14 protein-coding genes and 1 pseudogene are annotated in these 20,208 nt (G+C 60.0%); 11 read left to right on the forward strand and 4 right to left on the reverse strand.

Annotated elements, in window-relative coordinates; genetic code table 11:
• The first annotated feature begins 90 nt into the window (after nucleotides 1–90).
• Together thiI and typA are read left to right on the forward strand one after the other, a co-directional pair.
• Nucleotides 91–1,545 (forward strand): tRNA uracil 4-sulfurtransferase ThiI, encoded by a 1,455-nt coding sequence (thiI, locus tag K5K95_RS10560; protein ID WP_222589394.1) that lies wholly within the window; start codon nucleotides 91–93, stop codon nucleotides 1,543–1,545.
• 139 nt (nucleotides 1,546–1,684) lie between these two features.
• Nucleotides 1,685–3,505, forward strand: a complete 1,821-nt coding sequence (gene typA, locus K5K95_RS10565; RefSeq protein ID WP_007907857.1) for a translational GTPase TypA — start codon at nucleotides 1,685–1,687, stop codon at nucleotides 3,503–3,505.
• A 213-nt stretch (nucleotides 3,506–3,718) separates the two neighbouring features.
• Here typA and K5K95_RS10570 read toward each other — a convergent pair whose 3' ends face one another.
• Nucleotides 3,719–4,159: a YkgJ family cysteine cluster protein gene (locus tag K5K95_RS10570; RefSeq protein WP_090188351.1), complete on the reverse strand. Its 441-nt coding sequence runs from the start codon at nucleotides 4,157–4,159 to the stop codon at nucleotides 3,719–3,721.
• Nucleotides 4,160–4,418: 259 nt separating this feature from the next.
• Between K5K95_RS10570 and K5K95_RS10575 the strand changes: the two genes are divergently transcribed.
• The 5 genes from K5K95_RS10575 to K5K95_RS10595 all read left to right on the forward strand — a co-directional run bounded on the left by K5K95_RS10575 (nucleotide 4,419) and on the right by K5K95_RS10595 (nucleotide 13,960).
• Entirely contained in the window at nucleotides 4,419–6,869 is a 2,451-nt protein-coding gene (locus tag K5K95_RS10575; protein WP_222589395.1) for a glycogen/starch/alpha-glucan phosphorylase, read from the forward strand.
• A gap of 221 nt (nucleotides 6,870–7,090) precedes the next feature.
• Complete coding sequence (locus K5K95_RS10580) at nucleotides 7,091–10,678, forward strand: DUF2339 domain-containing protein (protein ID WP_222589396.1); 3,588 nt, start codon at nucleotides 7,091–7,093, stop codon at nucleotides 10,676–10,678.
• On the forward strand, nucleotides 10,675–12,048 hold the full coding sequence (locus K5K95_RS10585; protein WP_222589397.1) for a DUF3999 domain-containing protein: 1,374 nt from the start codon (nucleotides 10,675–10,677) through the stop codon (nucleotides 12,046–12,048). Before K5K95_RS10580 ends, K5K95_RS10585 begins: the two co-directional genes overlap by 4 nt.
• A gap of 295 nt (nucleotides 12,049–12,343) precedes the next feature.
• The gene (locus tag K5K95_RS10590) at nucleotides 12,344–13,354 is read left to right on the forward strand and encodes a class 1 fructose-bisphosphatase (RefSeq protein ID WP_090176717.1); all 1,011 of its coding nucleotides are present in this window, start codon (nucleotides 12,344–12,346) and stop codon (nucleotides 13,352–13,354) included.
• Between the two features lie 3 nt (nucleotides 13,355–13,357).
• Nucleotides 13,358–13,960, forward strand: coding sequence for a DUF924 family protein (locus tag K5K95_RS10595; protein WP_222589398.1), 603 nt, complete (start codon nucleotides 13,358–13,360; stop codon nucleotides 13,958–13,960).
• A gap of 117 nt (nucleotides 13,961–14,077) precedes the next feature.
• On the opposite strand, the gene K5K95_RS33540 is transcribed toward K5K95_RS10595, so the two are convergent.
• Nucleotides 14,078–14,956 (reverse strand): methyl-accepting chemotaxis protein, encoded by an 879-nt coding sequence (locus tag K5K95_RS33540; protein WP_409999723.1) that lies wholly within the window; start codon nucleotides 14,954–14,956, stop codon nucleotides 14,078–14,080.
• Nucleotides 14,957–14,983: 27 nt separating this feature from the next.
• Nucleotides 14,984–16,258: pseudogene (locus K5K95_RS33545) on the reverse strand (cache domain-containing protein); the annotation flags it as partial.
• Between K5K95_RS33545 and K5K95_RS10605 the strand changes: the two are divergent.
• Nucleotides 16,257–16,511 carry a hypothetical protein gene (locus K5K95_RS10605; RefSeq protein ID WP_090176709.1) on the forward strand — a complete coding sequence of 85 codons (255 nt, stop codon included), beginning with the start codon at nucleotides 16,257–16,259 and terminating at the stop codon, nucleotides 16,509–16,511. The pseudogene K5K95_RS33545 and the gene K5K95_RS10605 overlap by 2 nt on opposite strands.
• 31 nt (nucleotides 16,512–16,542) lie before the next feature.
• Entirely contained in the window at nucleotides 16,543–17,112 is a 570-nt protein-coding gene (locus tag K5K95_RS10610) for a lipocalin family protein (RefSeq protein ID WP_222589400.1), read from the forward strand.
• Between the two features lie 119 nt (nucleotides 17,113–17,231).
• Here K5K95_RS10610 and K5K95_RS10615 read toward each other — a convergent pair whose 3' ends face one another.
• On the reverse strand, nucleotides 17,232–18,596 hold the full coding sequence (locus K5K95_RS10615; protein ID WP_222589401.1) for a formimidoylglutamate deiminase: 1,365 nt from the start codon (nucleotides 18,594–18,596) through the stop codon (nucleotides 17,232–17,234).
• A 146-nt stretch (nucleotides 18,597–18,742) separates the two neighbouring features.
• Here K5K95_RS10615 and hutC point away from each other — a divergent pair, with 146 nt between their 5' ends.
• The gene (gene hutC, locus K5K95_RS10620; protein WP_177326944.1) at nucleotides 18,743–19,453 is read left to right on the forward strand and encodes a histidine utilization repressor; all 711 of its coding nucleotides are present in this window, start codon (nucleotides 18,743–18,745) and stop codon (nucleotides 19,451–19,453) included.
• Between the two features lie 10 nt (nucleotides 19,454–19,463).
• Nucleotides 19,464–20,033, forward strand: a complete 570-nt coding sequence (locus K5K95_RS10625) for a HutD family protein (RefSeq protein ID WP_222589402.1) — start codon at nucleotides 19,464–19,466, stop codon at nucleotides 20,031–20,033.
• The last annotated feature ends 175 nt before the right edge of the window (nucleotides 20,034–20,208 follow it).

Here is a 20,208-nt window from a genome sequence, read left to right on the forward strand (position 1 = left end):
ACCTTCTGCACATTAACTGGTTAAACCTTGAGCAATTTCCGCTATAATCCGCGCCCCCCTTTTTCGGCTGGGCCTGCGCGCGCTGTTTTCATGAAATTAATCGTAAAAGTCTTTCCCGAGATCACCATCAAGAGCCGCCCGGTACGGATGCGTTTCATCCGCCAGTTGGCCAAAAATATCCGTACCGTGCTCCGCGACCTGGACCCGGCTGTGGTGGTGAACGGTGTGTGGGACAATCTCGAGCTGGAAACCCGCGTCAGCGAGCCCAAGGCCTTGAAGGAGATGACCGAACGCCTGAGCTGCATGCCCGGCATCGCGCATTTCCTGCAGGTCGATGAATACCCGCTGGGCGACTTCGATGACATCGTCGCCAAGTGCAAGCAACACTTCGGTGATGCGCTGGCCGGGAAGATCTTTTCGGTGCGCTGCAAGCGGGCCGGCAAGCATGAATTCAGCTCGATGGATGTCGAGAAATATGTCGGCAGCCAACTGCGTCGACAGTGCGGCGCCGCCGGAATCTCGCTCAAAGAGCCGCAAATCGAAGTTCGTATCGAAATTCGCGACAAACGGTTGTTCGTGATCCACAGCCAGCACAACAGCATCGGCGGTTATCCGCTGGGAGCCCTGGAACAGACGCTTGTACTGATGTCCGGCGGCTTCGATTCCACCGTTGCTGCGTACCAGATCATGCGTCGCGGGCTGATGAGCCATTTCTGCTTCTTTAATCTGGGCGGACGTGCCCATGAACTGGGCGTCATGGAAGTCGCGCACTTCATCTGGAAGAAGTACGGCAGCTCCCAACGCGTGTTATTTGTGAGTGTGCCATTCGAGGAAGTACTGGGAGAAATTCTCGGTAAAGTCGATAACAGTCATATGGGTGTAGTTTTGAAGCGTATGATGTTGCGCGCTGCTTCCCGTATTGCAGATCGGCTGGACATCGAAGCGCTGGTCACCGGCGAAGCGATTTCCCAGGTGTCGAGCCAGACGTTGCCGAACCTGTCCGTGATCGACTGCGTGACCGACAAGCTGGTCTTGCGTCCGCTGATCGCCAGTCACAAGCAGGACATCATCGATCTGGCCAACGAAATCGGTACCGCCGACTTCGCCAAGCACATGCCGGAATACTGCGGGGTCATTTCGGTGAACCCGAAAACCCACGCCAAGCGACCGCGCGTGGAGTACGAAGAACAACAGTTCGACATGGCAGTCCTTGAGCGTGCGCTCGAGAACGCCAAACTGGTGCCGATCGATCGCGTGATCGACGAATTGGGCCAGGACTTGCAGATCGAAGAAGTCAGCGAAGCGCTGGCGGGGCAAATCATCATCGACATCCGTCATCCGGATGCCGCTGAAGACGACCCGCTGGAGCTCGCCGGCATTGAGGTACAAACGATGCCGTTTTATGCATTGAACGCTCGTTTCAAGGAACTGGACCCTACTCGCCAGTACCTGCTGTATTGCGACAAAGGCGTGATGAGTCGCCTGCATGCCCACCATTTGCTCAGTGAGGGGCATGCCAATGTGCGCGTTTATCGACCGAGCTAAGAGCCCGGGGCTGTATGCCTGTGGCCTGCGTCACCGGCCCCCCGACTCTGCCGTCAAGCTGTAACGGCAAGGCCTGACTCTACTGTAAATCGCTGCCAAGACTTGTCAGCACACCGAATCCTCTGATCGAGATACACAAGTGATCGAAAATCTACGCAACATCGCCATCATTGCTCACGTTGACCATGGTAAAACCACCCTGGTAGACAAACTCTTGCGTCAATCCGGCACCCTGGAGCGCAACGAGCTCAACGACGAGCGCGTGATGGACTCCAACGACCAGGAGAAAGAGCGCGGTATTACCATTCTGGCGAAAAACACCGCCATCAACTGGAACGGCTACCACATCAACATCGTGGACACCCCGGGCCACGCCGACTTCGGCGGCGAAGTTGAACGCGTAATGTCGATGGTCGACTCCGTTCTGCTGCTGGTTGACGCTCAAGACGGCCCTATGCCGCAAACCCGTTTCGTGACCAAGAAGGCTTTCGAAGCCGGCCTGCGTCCAATCGTGGTCATCAACAAGGTCGACCGTCCAGGCGCGCGTCCGGACTGGGTTCTGGACCAGATCTTCGACCTGTTCGACAACCTCGGTGCCACCGAAGAACAGCTGGACTTCAAAGTCGTCTACGCCTCGGCCCTGAACGGCATTGCCGGTCTGGAACACACCGACATGGCTGAAGACATGACCCCGCTGTACCAGTCGATCGTCGACAACGTACCTGCGCCGAAAGTCGACCGTGACGGTCCGTTCCAGATGCAGATCTCCGCTCTGGACTACAACAGCTTCCTGGGTGTTATCGGCGTTGGCCGTATCGCTCGTGGTCGCATCAAGCCGAACACTCCGGTTGTCGCTATCGACGCCGACGGCAAGAAGCGCAACGGCCGTATCCTGAAGCTGATGGGTCACCACGGTCTGCACCGTATCGACGTTGAAGAAGCTGCTGCCGGCGACATCGTCTGCATCAGCGGCTTCGACCAGCTGTTCATCTCCGACACTCTGTGCGACCCACTGAACGTCGAAGCGATGAAGCCGCTGACCGTTGACGAACCAACCGTTTCCATGACCTTCCAGGTAAACGACTCGCCTTTCTGCGGTAAAGAAGGCAAGTTCGTCACCAGCCGTAACATCAAGGAACGTCTGGACAAGGAACTGCTCTACAACGTTGCCCTGCGCGTTGAAGAAGGCGACACCGCCGACAAGTTCAAAGTCTCCGGCCGTGGTGAGCTGCACCTCTCGGTACTGATCGAAACCATGCGTCGCGAAGGCTTCGAAATGGGTGTTGGTCGTCCGGAAGTGATCATCCGCATGGTTGACGGCGTCAAGCACGAACCGTACGAAAACGTGACCATCGACCTGCCGGAAGAATCGCAAGGTTCGATCATGGAACAGATCGGTATCCGTAAAGGCGACCTGACCAACATGGTTCCGGATGGCAAGGGCCGTGTGCGCCTTGAGTACAACATCCCGGCTCGTGGCTTGATCGGTTTCCGTAACGAGTTCCTGACCCTGACCTCCGGTGCAGGCATCCTGACCTCGATCTTCGACCGTTACGACGTGATGAAGTCCGGCGACATGTCCGGCCGTCAGAACGGCGTGCTGGTTTCGGTTGCTACCGGTAAGGCTCTGACTTACTCGCTGGAAACCCTGCAAGCTCGCGGCAAACTGTTCCTGGGTCACGGTGAAGACGTGTACGAAGGTCAAATCGTCGGCATCAACAGCCGCGACAACGACCTGGGCGTCAACCCAACCAAAGGCAAGAAGCTCGACAACATGCGTGCTTCGGGTAAAGACGAAACCATCGCTCTGGTTCCGCCTATCCGCTTCACCCTGGAGCAGGCTCTGGAATTCGTGCAAGAAGACGAATTGTGCGAAGTCACTCCTAAGTCCATCCGTCTTCGCAAGAAGATCCTGGGCGAAAGCGAGCGTACCCGCGCTGCGAAAAAAGCTGGTAACTAAGTCATTTAGTTAGCTGCAAAAAAAACGCCCCCGACCGCAAGGTCGGGGGCGTTTTTGTTTGTCTGGGGTTTGTGCAGTGTTTGTGCTGGCCCTATCGCGGGCAAGCCCGCTCCCACAGTGATTTTGGGTGTTCACATAAGTTGTGTTCAGCGCCGAACCCTGTGGGAGCGGGCTTGCCCGCGATGAGGCCCGGTCAGGCAGCGAGATCCTGGATCAGAACTTTTCGAGCGTGCGACGGCTCTCGCTGCTCTCACGCGCCACTTCCTTGGGCTTGTAAGCGCAGTAACCCGGACGCGGGCCGATCTTGGGGTGATTGCGGCAAGTATCCGGGCGCTTTTCATAAATAGTGCACAGACGGCTCTTACGATCCAGGTACAGGCAATCGTTGTTGCTCATGCGCTGGAGCGTGAAGATTTCGGACTTCTGGTTGTAGCGCTCGACGATCCCTTCCTTCTGCAGGCGCTTGGCGATGTTCTTCGCCGGTTCGCCGCGCTCGAACTCGTCGACGATGCCGATACGGATTAGATCCTTGATCTTGACCTCGACCGGCAGTGTGCAGCAGCTGGACACACAGGAACCGCACATTGGCGCAGAATACTTGGCCCAGGTGTCGAGGCGATCGATCTCGGCGGCGGCGATCAGGTTGGACTTCATCATCGGTTGTTACCAGCGTGTGCATCAGGGCGCGCGATCATACCGGGACTGGTGGATTTTTGAACAACCTTTCGCCAGTTTTTTTCGACAACCGTCCGATATCGCCGTTAATCCGGCACGGCCCCTGCATTGATTAAGGCACATGACAATGTAATGTCGGCCTATCTCGCACTATCAGGAAAAACTGCCGAACCAGAGCCCCCGCGGCCGGTCAGACCGTCTAGGCTCAACAACTTCACGCTCGCTCGAGGTCCTATCGATGACTCAAGAACCACTTGTTCGCGAAGCAGAGGTGGCCGCATTCCGCGACGCCGTCTTGACCAAACTCACCTACGCGGTGGGTAAAGACCCGGATCACGCGTTTGACCACGACTGGTTCGAAGCGATTGCATTGGCAGCGCGCGATCACATGGTCGAGCACTGGATGGATCACACCCGGCAGATCTACCGCAAAGGTCAGAAACGGGTTTACTACCTCTCCCTGGAATTTCTCATCGGCCGGCTGCTCTACGACAGCCTGAGCAACCTTGGCCTGCTGGACGTCGCCCGTGAGGCCCTGACCGAACTGGGCGTCGACCTCGAACGCATTCGCCTGCTGGAGCCCGACGCGGCCCTGGGCAACGGCGGTCTCGGTCGCCTGGCAGCGTGCTTTATGGAAAGCATGTCGACCCTGGGCATTGCCGGCCACGGCTATGGCATTCGTTATGAACACGGTTTGTTCCGCCAGGCCATCGTCGATGGCTGGCAGCAGGAACAAACCGAACACTGGCTGGATTTCGGCAACCCTTGGGAATTTGAACGACCAGAGGTGGTTTACCCGATCGGTTTTGGCGGCAGTGTCGAAACCGTCACCGACGAAGCCGGCAAGACCAAACAGGTCTGGACCCCGGTGGAAACCGTTCGCGCCATTGCTTACGACACGCCGGTGGTCGGCTGGCGTGGGGCGAGCGTCAACACGCTGCGCCTGTGGCGTGCCCGGGCGGTGGAAGATTTGCACCTGGAACGCTTCAACGCCGGTGACCACTTGGGCGCGGTAGCCGAAGTTGCCCGGGCGGAAAGTATCTCGCGCGTCCTCTACCCGGCCGACAGTACCGAAGCCGGCCAGGAACTGCGTCTGCGCCAGGAATACTTCTTCGTCGCTGCGTCCTTGCAGGACTTGCTGCGCCGCCACCGCAACATGCACACCTCCGTGCTGACACTGGGCGATCACGCAGCGATCCAGCTCAACGACACCCACCCCTCGATTGCCGTGGCCGAGCTGATGCGCCAACTGGTTGACGTCTACGACGTCGCGTGGGATGCGGCATGGCAAGTCACCGTCGACACGCTCTCGTACACCAACCACACGTTGTTGCCCGAAGCGCTGGAAACCTGGCCGGTCGGTTTGATGGAGCGCATGCTGCCGCGGCACATGCAGATCATCTACCAGATCAACGCCCAGCACATCGACTCGCTGCGCGCCAAAGGCATTCACGACTTCGACGTGCTGCGCGCGGTGTCGCTGATCGAAGAAGACAATGGCCGCCGCGTGCGCATGGGCAACCTGGCGTTCCTCGGTTCCCACAGCGTCAACGGCGTGTCCGCGCTGCACACGCAGTTGATGCGCAAAACCGTGTTCTCGGAACTGCACAAACTCTATCCAGAGCGGATCAACAACAAGACCAACGGCATCACCTTCCGACGCTGGCTCTATCAGGCTAACCCCGAGCTGACGTCAATGATGGTCGACGCTCTCGGCCCGGACCTGCTGGACAACCCTGAAGCACGCCTGCAGGATCTGGAGCCGTTCGCCGAGAAAGCTGCGTTCCGCAAAGCCTTCGCCGAGCAGCGGCTGCACAGTAAAAAAGCATTGGCGTATCTGATTCATGAACGACTGGGGATCGCGGTCAATCCGGCGGCGATGTTCGACGTGCAGGTCAAACGGATTCACGAATACAAGCGCCAGTTGCTCAACTTGATGCACACCGTTGCGTTGTATCAGGCGATTCGCGCCGAGCCTGAAATCGACTGGGTGCCGCGGGTGAAGATTTTCGCCGGCAAGGCAGCGGCCAGTTATCACCAGGCCAAGCTGATTATCAAACTGACCAACGACATTGCCCGGGTGGTGAACAACGACCCGACCGTGCGTGGTTTGCTCAAAGTGGTGTTCCTGCCCAACTACAACGTCAGCCTGGCGGAGAGCATCATCCCGGCGGCGGATTTGTCGGAGCAGATTTCCACCGCTGGTTTCGAAGCTTCGGGCACCAGCAACATGAAATTCGGCCTCAACGGCGCGCTGACCATCGGCACCCTCGATGGCGCCAACGTCGAAATGTGCGAATTCATCGGCGCCGAGCACATGTTCATTTTCGGCCTCAGCGCCCAGCAGGTTGAAGCGCGCAAGCAGAACCATGAGTTCAATGCGACGCCGGACATTGCCGCATCACACCGCTTGAATGACGTGCTGCAGGCGATTCGTGGCGGGGTGTTCTCGCCGGATGATCCGGCCCGTTACACAGGCTTGATCGATTCGCTGATCGACTACGACCGCTTCCTGGTCTGCGCCGATTTTGATTCCTATTGGGACGCGCAGATGCGCGTGGAAGCCCATTGGCACGATTCGCAAGCCTGGTGGCGTTCGGCAGTGTTGAACACCTCCCGGATGGGCTGGTTCTCGTCCGACCGGACCATTCGCGAGTACGCCACGGAGATTTGGAAAGCTCTGGAGTAACTTTTAGCAATAATTGCGAGCAAGGCCCGACGGTTGTTGGGCCTGATCGATATACTAAGCAGCAGTTTCAGTGAGCGCTGCGCGCTCAATCGCGGGCAAGCCACGCTCCCACAGGACTTCATGGGTCGCAAGATCGACATATGACCTGTGGGAGCGTGGCTTGCCCGCGATGGCGTCAGCGTAGGCGCCACAAGGCAATGGGCCGCTTAGGGATATCGACCATGCAATGGATTTTCATGCTGATTGGGCTGGTGCTGGGCTGGATACTCGACGAGTCGTTCAGCGATGCGCTGTTGGGCGCGCTGCTCGGGTTGGGTATTGGCCAGGCCATCCGTATCGCTCGCTTGGGTTCACAAACCGCCGAGCAGCGCGTTCTTCTGGAGCAGGCACAGGTTGCGCTCAATGCCGTGCAGCAACGTTTGGCATTGCTCGAAGTGTCTGGCCTCAAGGCGCCTGAGACCAGCGAGCCGGTGATCAGCGAACCCGCCCCGACACCTGAATTCACACTCGACGAGATCCCCGTCGAGGCCCCGGAGCTGATCTGGGATCTCCCACCCGAACTCCAACCGGTCACTGCCGCAGCCACTGAAACCAGTCGCCCGCTGCCAGTCGATGTCTGGAAACCCGAGCCCGTCGCTCGCGAGCCGCAACAACCCGCCATTCCTCGTGGCCCCAATTTCATTGACCGAGCCATCAGCGGCGCCCGTAACTGGCTGTTCGGCGGCAACACCGTGCTGCGGGTCGGCGTGGTGCTGTTGTTTCTCGGCCTGGCCTTCTTGCTGCGTTATGCCACTGAAGGCATGGTGGTGCCGATTGAACTGCGTTACGCCGGGGTGGCAGCGGCTGCGCTGGGCTTGCTCGGGTTGGGCTGGTGGCTGCGCCATCGCAATAACAATTACGCATTGATGCTGCAAGGCACCGGGATTGCCGTGTTGTACCTGACGGTGTTCGCCGCCATGCGGTTGCATCCGCTGCTTGATCCAACGGCAGCCCTGGGCCTGTTGGTGGCGGTGACCGTGTTCTCTGCGATTCTGGCAATCACCCAGGATTCCCTGGCGCTGGCGTGTGTCGCCGCACTGGGCGGTTTCGCCGCGCCGATCCTGACGTCGACCGGCACCGGCAACCATGTCGCGCTGTTCAGCTATTTCGCCTTGCTCAATGCCGGCATCCTCGCCATCGCCTGGTTCAAGGCCTGGCGTCTGCTCAACCTGATTGGCTTTGTCGGCACCTTCGGCATTGGCTTCGCCTGGGGACTGCGCTCCTACACGCCGGAACTGCTGTGGAGCACCGAGCCGTTCCTGATCCTGTTCTTCCTGATGTACCTGGCCATCGGCCTGCTGTTCACCCGGCGCAAGCTGCTGGAAATGAGCGACGCGCCCGAAGACGACAGCCGCGAGGCGTTGCTGCGCTGGTCGGCGGCTAAAGGCGATTACGTCGACGCAACGATGTTGTTCGGCCCGCCGCTGGTGGGCTTCGGTCTGCAGTTCGCGCTGGTTCAGCATCTGGAATTTGCCACGGCGTTCAGCGCATTGGCGTTAGGCATGATCTACATGGGGCTCGCTCGTCTGCTGATGGGCGGGCGGGCGTTGCTGCTGGCGGAAACCTGTCTGGCGCTGGGCGTGATCTTCGCCAGCCTGGCGATTCCGCTGGGGCTCGACGCTCGCTGGACGTCAGCCGCTTGGGCTGTAGAAGGTGCGGGGATTTTCTGGCTCGGTCTGCGTCAGCAACGACCGCTGGCCCGGACGTTTGCCTTGCTGCTGCAACTCGGTTCCGCGCTGGCGTTTCTCAGTGAGCTGCGCACGGGCGAAAGCAGCCTGCTCGACGGCGCTCCGCTGGGTGCATTGATGCTCGGTGCGGCGTTGCTGTTCAGCTTCTACCAATTGCGCAAAGCCTTGCCTGAGCATACGTCAGACTGGGAGCGCAAAGGATTGCCGGTCCTGGCGTGTCTTGGTCTGACGTTCCTCTATTTGCTGGCGCCGTTGTTCTTCTTCACCCAGGGCACTGCGATCAGTTGGGCATTGGCGGGCCTGGCGACCTTGTTTGTCGGCCTGCGCCTGCAATCGCGCACGTTCCTGTTCAGCGCATTCGCCGTGCAGTTGCTCGGCGGTGCGTTGTTCCTGCTGCGATTGCAGGGCGCTGGCGGTGAGTCCGGCGCCGTGTTCAGTGCGGGCTGGAGCGGGTTACTCAGCGCGTCCCTGATTGGCCTGGCGCTGATCGCTGGCATGTTGCTCGCCGCGCGTGACGACATGGTGCGCAGCGACGTTCGACTGTTGCGTGGCTTGTCGGTGGTGCTGCTGGCCGGTCTGGTGCTGATCAATCTGGCCGTGCTGTTCGTGCTGCCTTGGCAAACCGCGAGTGCGGTGTGGGCGGCCAGCGGTTTGTTCATCATTTGGCTCAGTCTGTACCTCAAGCAACGGGTGAGTTTCATCTTCGGCCTGTTGTTGCAGGTCATCGGCGGCGGCGCGTTTCTGCTGGCCGGGCCGGACCTGCTTGGCCCGCTGGCCAGCGAAGGTCTGAGGCCGCTGGCGCACAGCGGTTTCTGGACGCCATTGGTGTTGGGCCTGGCCGCGTTGGTCGGGGCCTGGCGCTTGCAGCTCGGCAATCACGGCTCGGCGTTCGATGCGCTGAGTTTGCAGCGATTATCTGAAGTGTTGCTGGTGTGGGGCGCGGGTTGGTGGGCGCTGGCGTGGATCAGCGAAGTGCTGCGCTTTGCGCCGTTGAATCTGCAAGCGACGTGGTTGCTGGCGGTCACGGCCGTGAGCGTGGCGCTGTGGGCGGCGTTGGCATTGCGCCTGAAATGGCCGTCCCTCGGCCTGCTCTGCACTTTGCTGATACCCGCCGCCGCGCTTGTGTTGCTCGCCGCGTGGCATTCGCGTTATCACCCGGCCGCCGACTTTGGCTGGCTGGTGTGGACGGCTGTGTTTGCCGTGCATTTCGTCTCCCTGCGACGCTTGGCGCCAATGCTGCCGGCCCGCGCCTTGAGCACCGCCCATGTGCTCGGCGCCTGGCTGTTGATCGGCGTGCTGGCGCTGGAGCTGCGTTACGGTTTGCTGCTGTTGTCCGAGCAGTACAACGCCTGGCGCTGGCTGGGTTGGGCGATCCTGCCGAGCCTGTATCTGGTGCTGATGGCAGCGCCGCGCAATTGGCCATGGCCGGTGTCGACGTACGCTCGCGAGTATCGTGTCTACGCTGCGGCACCGCTGGCGTTGCTGATGCTTGGCTGGTTCTGGCTGGCGAACATCGCCAGTGACGGCACCGCCGAGCCGCTGCCCTATGTGCCGCTGATCAACCCGTTGGAGCTGGGCCTGCTGTTTGCGCTGTTCGGCGTTTATGTCTGGTCCCGCAGTGCCGTGGCGCAACTGGCGATTCGCAAGGACTACGCCGAACAGGCCACGCAACTGATCGCCGGTGTCTCGTTGTTCGCCTTCTTTACCGCGCTGGTGATGCGCACCGCTCACCATTGGGGCGGCGTGCCGTTTGAGCTGGATGCCTTGCTCGAATCGATGCTGGTGCAGGCCGGTTTGTCGATCGTCTGGACCCTGATGGCGCTGAGCCTGATGATCGGCGGCCATCTGCGGCATCGCCGCGAAGTCTGGCTGATCGGCGCCGCGCTGATCGGCGTGGTGGTGGCCAAACTGTTCTTTGTCGAACTGAGTAACCGCGGCGGCCTGGCGCGGATCGTGTCGTTTATCGGCGTCGGCGTATTGCTGTTGGTAGTGGGCTACTTCGCTCCGCTGCCGCCCAAGCGCGCCGAGGCTATACCGGATGCTGAAAAACCGGCCCCGCAAACCGAAGGAGTGTCGTCTTGAGTCAGAAGCTGAACCTGGGCTGGTTGGGCGCTGTTGCGCTGGGTGTGGCGCTGTCGGCCAACGCCCAGGAAAAACCGGCGGACTTCGCCACGCAAGTGCCGTTGTCGGTGAGCGGCGAGGGTCCGTGGTATCGCCTGGAATTGCCCTTGGCCGTGCAGCTCAATGCACGGCAAACGGATCTCAGCGATGTTCGTGTGTTCAACGCCGCCGGCGAGGCCCAGGCCTACGCCTTGGCTCGCGAAATAGCGTCAACCCGCGAGAGCCGCGTTCTGACCGACGTGAAATGGTTCCCGCTGTACAACACCGCGGACGCCACGGAGCGCGCGCCGGGTATACGCGTGCAATCGACTGCGAGCGGCACGTTGGTCGAAGTGCAGCCCTCCACTGAGCTGGAGGCGGGCGAGGAAGTGCTGCGTGGCTGGTTGCTCGACGCCAGCGGCATCAAGGCGCCCTTGCAGCAGCTGGTCCTTGACTGGACCAGCGAGCGCGATGGCTTCCAGCGTTTCAGCATTGAGGCCAGCGACGACTTGCAGCATTGGCAGTCGTGGGGCGAAGGGCAGGTAGCGCGCCTGACGTTTGCCGACGAACGGGTCGAGCAACATGAGGTGGGGCTTCCGGGACAACCGGCGCGGTATCTGCGCTTGCTGTGGAATTCATCGCAATCGGCGCCGACGCTGACGTCGGCGCAACTGGAAAGCGCCAGCACGCGCAGCCTGCCGCTGCCGTTGGTCTGGTCGCAACCGTTGGCCGGCAGCAGCGTGAAGAGCGGTGAATACACCTGGCAATTGCCGATGGGGCTGAATGTCGAGCGCGTGCAGGTCGAATTGAGTCAGCCCAACAGCCTGGCGCCGGTGACGTTGTCCGGACGGCGCGAGAGCAGCCTGCCGTGGCAGTCCCTGAGCAGCGGGTTGCTCTATCGCCTGACCCAGAATGGTCAGGACGTGGTGCAGAACGAATTGCAGCTGTCGGGGCAAACCGTGCAGCAACTGAAGCTGGTCGTGGACGAACGCGGCGGTGGCTTTGGCGCACAAGCGCCGACGTTGAAGTTTGCCGTGCGCTCGACGCAGGTGGTGTTCCTGGCCCGTGGCGCCGGCCCTTACACGCTGGCGCTGGGCAGCGCCACGGTGAAGGCGGCGAACCTGCCGTTGTCGACGCTTGTTCCTGATTACAGCGCCGCGAAGTTTGCCACGTTGGGCAAGGCTTCGGTCGAAGGCGCGGCAGTGGTGAGCAGCACTTCCACGGCGACAGCGGCAGCGACGACTGACACCAACTGGAAGAAATTCGGGCTGTGGGCGGTGTTGTTGCTGGGCGTTTTGTTCCTGGCGGCGATGGCGTTCAGCTTGCTGCGAAAACCGCCTGTCAAACCCTGAGGATTGCTGGTGCTACGCACCAGATCGCGGGCAAGCCCGCTCCCACAGGTGATCGCGTTGTATCAGCAATACGCGATCAAATGTGGGAGCGGGCTTGCCCGCGAAGACTGACTGTCAGCCGAAGAAAAAACCCGGAACTGCCACAATTCCTCCACTCACATCTCCCCCGTTTCGAACTACGCTCAACCGGGCGCATGAACTCTATTGGGCGGATCACGTCTGATAGGAGGAAATGCGCCTCGACTCGCGTTAAACTGCGCGGGTTTTTTAGCCCCCAATTCCACCGGAGCCTTCCATGTCCCGCGTTACCCTGAGTCGCTATTTGATTGAGCAGACCCGTAGCAACAACACCCCTGCCGATCTGCGTTTCCTGATCGAAGTGGTGGCGCGTGCTTGCAAGGAAATCAGCCACGCCGTTTCCAAAGGCGCCCTGGGCGGTGTTCTGGGCAGCATGGGCACTGAAAACGTCCAAGGCGAAGTGCAGAAGAAGCTTGATGTGATGTCCAACGACATCCTGCTCGAAGCCAACGAATGGGGCGGTCACCTGGCCGGCATGGCGTCCGAAGAAATGGACAATGCCTACCAGATTCCGGGCAAATACCCGAAAGGCGCCTACCTGTTGGTATTCGACCCACTGGACGGTTCGTCGAACATCGACATCAACGCGCCGGTCGGAACAATCTTCTCGGTACTGCGTTGCCCGAATGAATATCTGACCCAGAACGAGCCTTTGAACGAAAAGGCCTTCCTGCAGCCAGGCACTCAGCAGGTTGCCGCCGGTTACGCGATTTACGGTCCACAGACCATGCTGGTGCTGACCCTGGGCAATGGCGTGAAAGGCTTCACCCTCGACCGTGAAATGGGCAGCTTCGTGCTGACCCATGAAGACATCACGATCCCGGAATCCACGCAGGAATTCGCGATCAACTCGTCCAACCAGCGTCACTGGGAAGCGCCGGTACAGCGCTACGTCAGCGAATTGCTGGCTGGCGATGAAGGTCCACTGAAAAAGAACTACAACATGCGCTGGGTCGCCGCGATGGTTGCCGACGTGCACCGTATCCTGACCCGTGGCGGTCTGTTCATGTACCCACGCGACAGCCGCGAACCCTCGAAGCCGGGCAAACTGCGCTTGATGTACGAAGCCAACCCGATGTCGTTCCTGGTTGAACAGGCTGGCGGCGCTTCCACCGATGGCCATCAGCGCATCCTCGACATCAAGCCTGATGGCTTGCACCAGCGTGTTGCGGTGTTCCTCGGTTCGAAAGAAGAAGTTGCACGCGTCACGGCTTACCACAAGGAATAAACCATGACTGCGCCCTGGCAGCCGTTGCTCGACTGGTGGTTCGGAAACTTCGAATCCCCCAGCGAGATAGCGGCGCAGAAGGGCAGGTTATGGTTCGGCAAGCGCGACAGCCAGGACCTCGAAGCGCGCGAGCGTTTCGGGGACTGGGTCGAGCAGGCACTGGCCGGCGGTTTGACTGACTGGGCGCAACGCCCCGAAGGTTGGCTGGCCCTGGTGCTGCTGCTCGATCAACTCCCGCGCATGATCTATCGCGATACTCCCAAATCGTTCTCTGGTGATCTACGGGCCCAAAAACTCGTGGCGCAAGGCATTGCTGCGGATTTCGATCGCCAGTTGCGGCCGATTCAGCGGGTGTTTATCTACCTGGTGTTTGAGCATTGCGAGAATCTGGCGGTGCAGAACGAGGCGGTTTCGCGATACATCGACCTTGTTGTACAGCAGCCGGAAGCCGATCAAGCGCTGTTTACCGATTACCTGAACTATGCCGAGAAGCATCAGCAGGTTATTGCGCGGTTTGGGCGGTTTCCGCATCGCAATGCGGTATTGGGGCGGGAGTCGACGGCAGAGGAAATCGAGTTTCTTTCGGGGCCTGGGTCTCGCTTTTAGTTTTCTGCTATAGCTGATGCCGCCATCGCCAGCAGGCTGGCTCCCACATTTGGTTTGTGTCGTTCACAAATCCCCTGTGGGAGCCAGCCTGCTGGCGATGGGTCCAGTGAAAGCAGCTTAAATCCGGAAACTACCCACCAACTGCTTCAACCGCGCCGCCTGCTGCTCAAGATCCGAGCAAGCCCGCAAGGTCGCCTGCAGGTTCTCCACACCTTCCTGGTTCAGCGTGTTGATCTCGGTGATGTCGACGTTGATCGACTCCACGACAGCGGTCTGCTCTTCAGTCGCCGTGGCCACCGACTGGTTCATTCCGTCGATCTCGCCAATGCGCTGAGTCACGCTGCTCAGGCGCTCGCCCGCCTGATTGGCGATGCCAACGCTGCTTTCACTCTGACGCTGGCTGTCGGTCATGGTGCTGACCGCCTCGCGGGCGCCGACTTGCAGTTCCTCGATCATCTTCTGCACTTGCTGCGCCGAATCCTGTGTGCGGTGGGCGAGGTTGCGCACTTCATCCGCCACTACGGCAAAGCCACGGCCGGCTTCACCGGCGCGTGCCGCTTCGATGGCAGCGTTCAACGCCAGCAGGTTGGTCTGCTGCGAGATGCTGGTGATCACTTCCAGAATCTGCCCGATGTTCACGGTATTGCTGTTGAGCGTTTCGATGTTGCCGCACGAATCGCTGATCTTCGCCGAGAGCTGCTGCATCGCTGCGATGGTTTTATCCACCACTTGCTGGCCATCTTCAGCCAATTCGCGGGCGTCGCTCGAATGCTGGGAGGCGAGGGCGGCGTTCTGGGCGATTTCCTGAGCCGCGGCGCCCAGCTCGTTGATGGCGGCGGCCACGCTGCTGGTGCGCGAAGCTTGTTGATCGGAGTTGAACATCGACGAGTTCGACGCAGCCACTACGCGCAGCGCGACTTCGTTGACCTGGCCGGTGGCCGAAGCGACTTCGCGGATCGAGGTGTGAATACGCTCCACAAAGCGGTTGAACGACATGCCCAGCGCGCCAAATTCATCGTGGCCATGAATGGTCAGTCGCTTGGTCAGGTCGCCTTCACCCTCGGCGATGTCATGCATGGCACGGCCCATGGTCAGCAGCGGTTGCATCAGGAAACTGATGAGCATGCCCAGCAGCGCGATAATGATGACCACGGCAATGACCATGGCGATGATCGCTGAGGTGCGGAATTCGCTGAGCATCGAGAATGCAGTGTCTTGATCCAGCACCAGCGCCACGTACCAGTCGGCTGACGGCACGCCGTTGACGTGGGTGAAGGAGATGAATTGGGTCTTGCCGTCGAGTTCGACCTCTTTCATGCCCGGACTGACGTTCGGCGCACCGTTGGGGTAGGCCTCGGCGAGGGTTTTGAGCACCAGTTTGCTGTCCGGGTGGATCAGGATCTTACCGTCGGCGCTGACGATAAACGCATGGCCGTGACCACCGAAGTTCAGCGAGTTGATGATCGCGCTGACGCTGGACAGGTCGATGTCCGCGCCGGCAACGCCGATCATCTGGCCCTGATGCTGCACCGGCGTGGCCACGGTGATCACCAGTTTGCCTGAAGAAGCTGCGATGTACGGCTCGGTAACGATGGTCTGTTGCGCGCTGTTGGCGGCCTTGTACCAGCCGCGAGCGCGGGGATCGTAATCCGCGGCGCGATTGCCGGCAGGGACCGAGAACATCACGCCATCAGTGCCGCCGAAGTAGCTGAGCTGGAAGTTGCTGGTGTAGGCCGGCAAGTCGATGGCGCGTTTGAGGTTGGCTTGGGCACTGCCGTCCACGGCAATCTGCTGGGACAGCGATTGCAGTAACTGAATACGGCTTTCGAGCCAGGTCTTGATGTTACTGGTGGTCAGGCTGCCGAGTTCCTGCATCGAAGATTCGGTGCTGCTGCGCAGGGTCTGGCGCTGGCGGTAGTCGTTGAACAAGATAAAGCAGGCGAACGCAACGGCGACCACGAGGGCGGCTGCCAGCAGGATCTTGTGGCTGAATTTCATGTTTCTGGTCATTGAATGCACTACCGCGGAGGGGCTGGTCAGCGAGGGGGCGTCAATTTGCCACACTAGGAGGCTTGGCGCTGCTTCTATGTCGACTGGCCAGCGCCAAAGATTAGGCGTCTTTTTGCGAAAGCCGACGAAATACCCAATAGCCAGAGAAAGTGGCTGATTTTTCAAAAAAACCGGCAGACGAGCGGCCCGATAAATAGCCGGGCGCGTGGGGAACCAGATGGGGGTTTTCTCTTCTAAGCTTCTGCTTGGCAGCCGTGCCAATCCCCTACGTACCAGGAGTTTCACCATGTCGCTGCGATCTATCGCCTTGCTTTCGTTCTGCGTGCTTTTGGCCGCTTGCAGCAAGATCAATCAGGAAAACTACTCGAAGCTCTCGGCCGGCATGCCCAAGGCAGAAGTTGAAGCCTTGCTGGGTAAAGCCACTGATTGCTCGGGCGCGCTCGGCATGTCCAGTTGCACCTGGGGTGACAAGAATAGCTTTATCAGCGTGCAGTATGCCGGTGACAAAGTGCTGATGTTTTCTGGCCAAGGCCTGAAGTAAACCGGGGCAATACGCCTACGGGAGAAAAATAATGAAGCGTTTATTGATCCTGCTTTTTGCCGGCCTGGTATTGGCCGGCTGCGCCACTTCTGGCGAAGATTCACTGGCACCGAAGACCGTCAACAGCGTCAATCTCAAGAAATACCAGGGCACCTGGTACGAGTTGGCCCGCCTGCCGATGTACTTTCAGCGCAACTGTGCGCAATCCGAAGCTCATTACACACTCAAGCCTGATGGCAACATCCAGGTGTTGAATCGCTGCCTGACGGCAGACTGGGAGTGGGAAGAGGCCAAGGGCACGGCTTATCCACAGGTACCGGGCAAGACCGACAAATTGTGGGTCGAGTTTGATACCTGGTTCTCGCGATTGCTGCCAGGCGTGGCGAAGGGGGAATACTGGGTGCTGTACGTCAGCGACGATTACAAGACCGCCATCGTCGGTGACCCAAGCCGCAAGTATCTGTGGCTGTTGTCCCGCACGCCGTCGGTTAATGGTGTGGTGCGTGAAGAACTGCTGAGCAAGGCGCGTCAGCAGGGTTACGACACGACGCGATTGATCTGGCGCGCATCGGATAAGCAGATGGCCAAGACCTCGAACTGACGGTTAACGCAAAACCCATGTGGGAGCGGGCTTGCTCGCGAAGGCGGCCTGTCAGTCAACAGTGATGTTGAATCTGACGGCCCCTTCGCGAGCAAGCCCGCTCCCACATTTAGTTTGGGTCAGCCCAGGAGATCGCGCAGAACTTGGGTGAACGCGCGATTGCTTTCCTCTTCGCCGGCATGACGCCCGTCCCGCACAACCCACTGGCCATTGACCAGCACGTCGCGAACCTGACGATCACCGCCAGCAAACAACCAACGATTGAGAATCCCGTCGCCACTGGCGGTCGCCAGGTACGGATCGTTGCCGTCCAGCACCAGCCAATCCGCGCGCTTGCCCACTTGCAGCGCACCAATCGGTTGCCCCAACGCCTGGGCGCCGCCATCCAGCGCTGCGTCAAACAGTGTGCGCCCAACCATCGGCTGATCCGCGCCATACAAACGATTACGCCGCTGATCGCGCAGACGCTGGCCATATTCCAGCCAGCGCAATTCTTCGACCACGCTCAATGAGACATGGCTGTCGGAACCGATGCCCATGCGCCCACCCTGAGCGAGGAAGTCCACCGCCGGGAAAATCCCGTCGCCGAGGTTGGCTTCGGTGGTGAGGCACAGGCCGGCGATGGCGCGACTCTTGGCCATCAGCGTGACTTCTTCCGGATTGGCGTGGGTCGCGTGGACCAGGCACCAGCGCTGATCGACTTCGGTGTTTTCATACAGCCATTGCAGCGGACGGCGGCCGCTCCAGCTCAGGCAGTCATCGACTTCCTTCTGCTGTTCGGCGATGTGAATGTGCACCGGGCATTGCTTGTCGCTAGCGGCCAGCACTTCGCTGATCTGCTGCGGTGTGACTGCGCGCAACGAGTGGAAGCACAGGCCCAGCGATTGCGCCGGTTGCTGCGCCAGGATCGGTTGCAAACGCGTCTGAAGCTTGAGGTAGTTTTCGGTGCTGTTAATAAAGCGCCGCTGGCCATCGTTCGGGGCCTGGCCGCCGAAACCGGAGTGGCTGTAAAGCACGGGCAGAAGGGTCAAACCGATACCGGCAGAACTCGCGGCCTGGCTGATGCGCAGTGCCAGTTCGGCCGGATCTGCATAAGGCTGGCCGTTGATGTCGTGGTGCACGTAATGAAATTCCGCGACCGAGGTGTAACCGGCCTTGAGCATTTCGATGTACAGCTGACGGGCGATCACGCCGAGTTGGTCCGGGCTGATTTTTCCGACGAGGCGATACATCAAATCGCGCCAGGTCCAGAAACTGTCGTTCGGATTACCCGCCACTTCGGCCAGCCCGGCCATCGCCCGCTGGAACGCGTGGGAGTGCAGATTGGGCATGCCCGGCAGCAGCGGACCGCTTAGCCGTTCTGCGCCATCTGCATGAGAATCGGCCTGGATTTGAGTCAAAACGCCGTCGGCGCTGACTTCAAGACGTACATTGTTGGCCCATCCACTAGGCAGCAGCGCGCGTTCGGCAAAGAAGGCGGACATGGTTCAGCACCCCATCGTGTGTTATTTGTATATACATATACAGACGTTTGCCTGCTCGGTAAACTCCGGCAAGCTAGCAACCTCTAACAGACGATCAAGGATTAACCGTGCCGACTCCGCCCCCAGTGTCACCGTTGGCCGCGAACATGGGCGACAGTCCGGCGCCCTTGTACGCCCGCGTCAAACAGATGATCACCCAGCAAATCGACAGTGGAAACTGGCCGCCGCACTACCGCGTTCCGTCGGAAAGTGAACTGGTCAACCAGTTGGGCTTCAGTCGCATGACCATCAACCGCGCCTTGCGTGAGATGACCGCCGACGGTCTGTTGGTGCGCATGCAGGGTGTTGGCACCTTCGTCGCCGAGCCGAAAAGCCAGTCCGCGCTGTTTGAAGTGCACAACATCGCCGACGAAATTGCCTCCCGCGGCCACCGTCACACGTGCAAGGTCATTACCCTTGAAGAAGAGGCGGCCGGCTCGGAGCGCGCACTGGCCCTGGACATGCGCGAAGGCCAGAAGGTGTTCCATTCGCTAATCGTGCATTTCGAAAACGACATCCCGGTGCAAATCGAGGACCGTTTCGTCAATGCGCTGGTGGCGCCGGACTACCTCAAGCAGGATTTCACCCTGCAAACGCCCTACGCCTACCTGAACCAGGTCGCGCCGCTGACTGAAGGCGAGCACGTGGTTGAGGCGATTCTGGCCGAGGCGTCCGAATGCAAGTTGCTGCAGATTGAAAAGGGCGAGCCGTGCCTGCTGATTCGCCGTCGCACCTGGTCCGGCCGTCAGCCAGTGACCGCCGCCCGTTTGATCCACCCCGGTTCCCGTCATCGTCTGGAAGGTCGGTTTCATAAATAGAGAGCCATAAATGAATGTAACGAAGGTTCTACGCGCAAAAGACTACCCACGCATGCCGTGGAAAAACGGCGGTGGCAGCACCGAAGAAATCACCCGTGATGCCGGCACTGGCCTGGAAGGGTTCGGCTGGCGCCTGTCGATTGCCGATATTGGCGAGTCGGGCGGGTTTTCCACGTTCGCCGGTTACGAGCGAGTGATTACCGTGCTGCAAGGTGAGGGCATGACCTTGCGCGTTGATGGCCAGGACACGCGGCCGTTGTTACCGCTGGACCCGTTTGCCTTCAGCGGTGAGAGTCAGGTGTCCTGCACGTTGCTCGGTGGGGCAATTCGCGATTTCAACCTGATCTACGCGCCGCAGCGCTACAACGCACGGTTGCAATGGCTGGACGGCGAGCAGCGGTTTTTCAGTTCAGCGGGGACGGTGTTGGTGTTCAGCGTCACCGAGCTGCTTGAAGTGAAGGCCGGTAACAGTGACGAAAAACTGGGGCGTCACGATTGCCTGCAACTTGACGGTAATGCTGGCCTGCTGCAAGTCTCCACTAGCGGCCCGTGCTGTGTGATTGAACTGACTGCACGCTGATCCAACACCTCCACTGATCGTTCCCACGCTCCCGCGTGGGAATGCATCCCGTGACGCTCCGCGTCACAGTCGCAAGAAGCGGACGCGGAGCGTCTGTAGAGGCGTTACCACGCAGAGCGTGGGAACGATCATCTGATTCGAAACTGCGCACCAACTTGTTACCGAACGCCCCAGC

Origin of the sequence: Pseudomonas sp. DR48 (assembly GCF_019823085.1) — a bacterium.
Classification (GTDB): domain Bacteria; phylum Pseudomonadota; class Gammaproteobacteria; order Pseudomonadales; family Pseudomonadaceae; genus Aquipseudomonas.

Bases quoted from the DNA above. Each gene is read 5' to 3' on its own strand.
- thiI (WP_222589394.1), top strand. From the start codon at position 91: ATGAAATTAATCGTAAAAGTCTTTCCCGAGATCACCATCAAGAGCCGC.
- K5K95_RS10570 (WP_090188351.1), bottom strand. From the start codon at position 4,159: ATGAAGTCCAACCTGATCGCCGCCGCCGAGATCGATCGCCTCGACACC.
- K5K95_RS10575 (WP_222589395.1), top strand. From the start codon at position 4,419: ATGACTCAAGAACCACTTGTTCGCGAAGCAGAGGTGGCCGCATTCCGC.
- K5K95_RS10580 (WP_222589396.1), top strand. From the start codon at position 7,091: ATGCAATGGATTTTCATGCTGATTGGGCTGGTGCTGGGCTGGATACTC.
- K5K95_RS10590 (WP_090176717.1), top strand. From the start codon at position 12,344: ATGTCCCGCGTTACCCTGAGTCGCTATTTGATTGAGCAGACCCGTAGC.
- K5K95_RS10595 (WP_222589398.1), top strand. From the start codon at position 13,358: ATGACTGCGCCCTGGCAGCCGTTGCTCGACTGGTGGTTCGGAAACTTC.
- K5K95_RS33540 (WP_409999723.1), bottom strand. From the start codon at position 14,956: ATGTCGTTCAACCGCTTTGTGGAGCGTATTCACACCTCGATCCGCGAA.
- K5K95_RS10605 (WP_090176709.1), top strand. From the start codon at position 16,257: ATGTCGCTGCGATCTATCGCCTTGCTTTCGTTCTGCGTGCTTTTGGCC.
- K5K95_RS10610 (WP_222589400.1), top strand. From the start codon at position 16,543: ATGAAGCGTTTATTGATCCTGCTTTTTGCCGGCCTGGTATTGGCCGGC.
- K5K95_RS10615 (WP_222589401.1), bottom strand. From the start codon at position 18,596: ATGTCCGCCTTCTTTGCCGAACGCGCGCTGCTGCCTAGTGGATGGGCC.
- hutC (WP_177326944.1), top strand. From the start codon at position 18,743: ATGGGCGACAGTCCGGCGCCCTTGTACGCCCGCGTCAAACAGATGATC.
- K5K95_RS10625 (WP_222589402.1), top strand. From the start codon at position 19,464: ATGAATGTAACGAAGGTTCTACGCGCAAAAGACTACCCACGCATGCCG.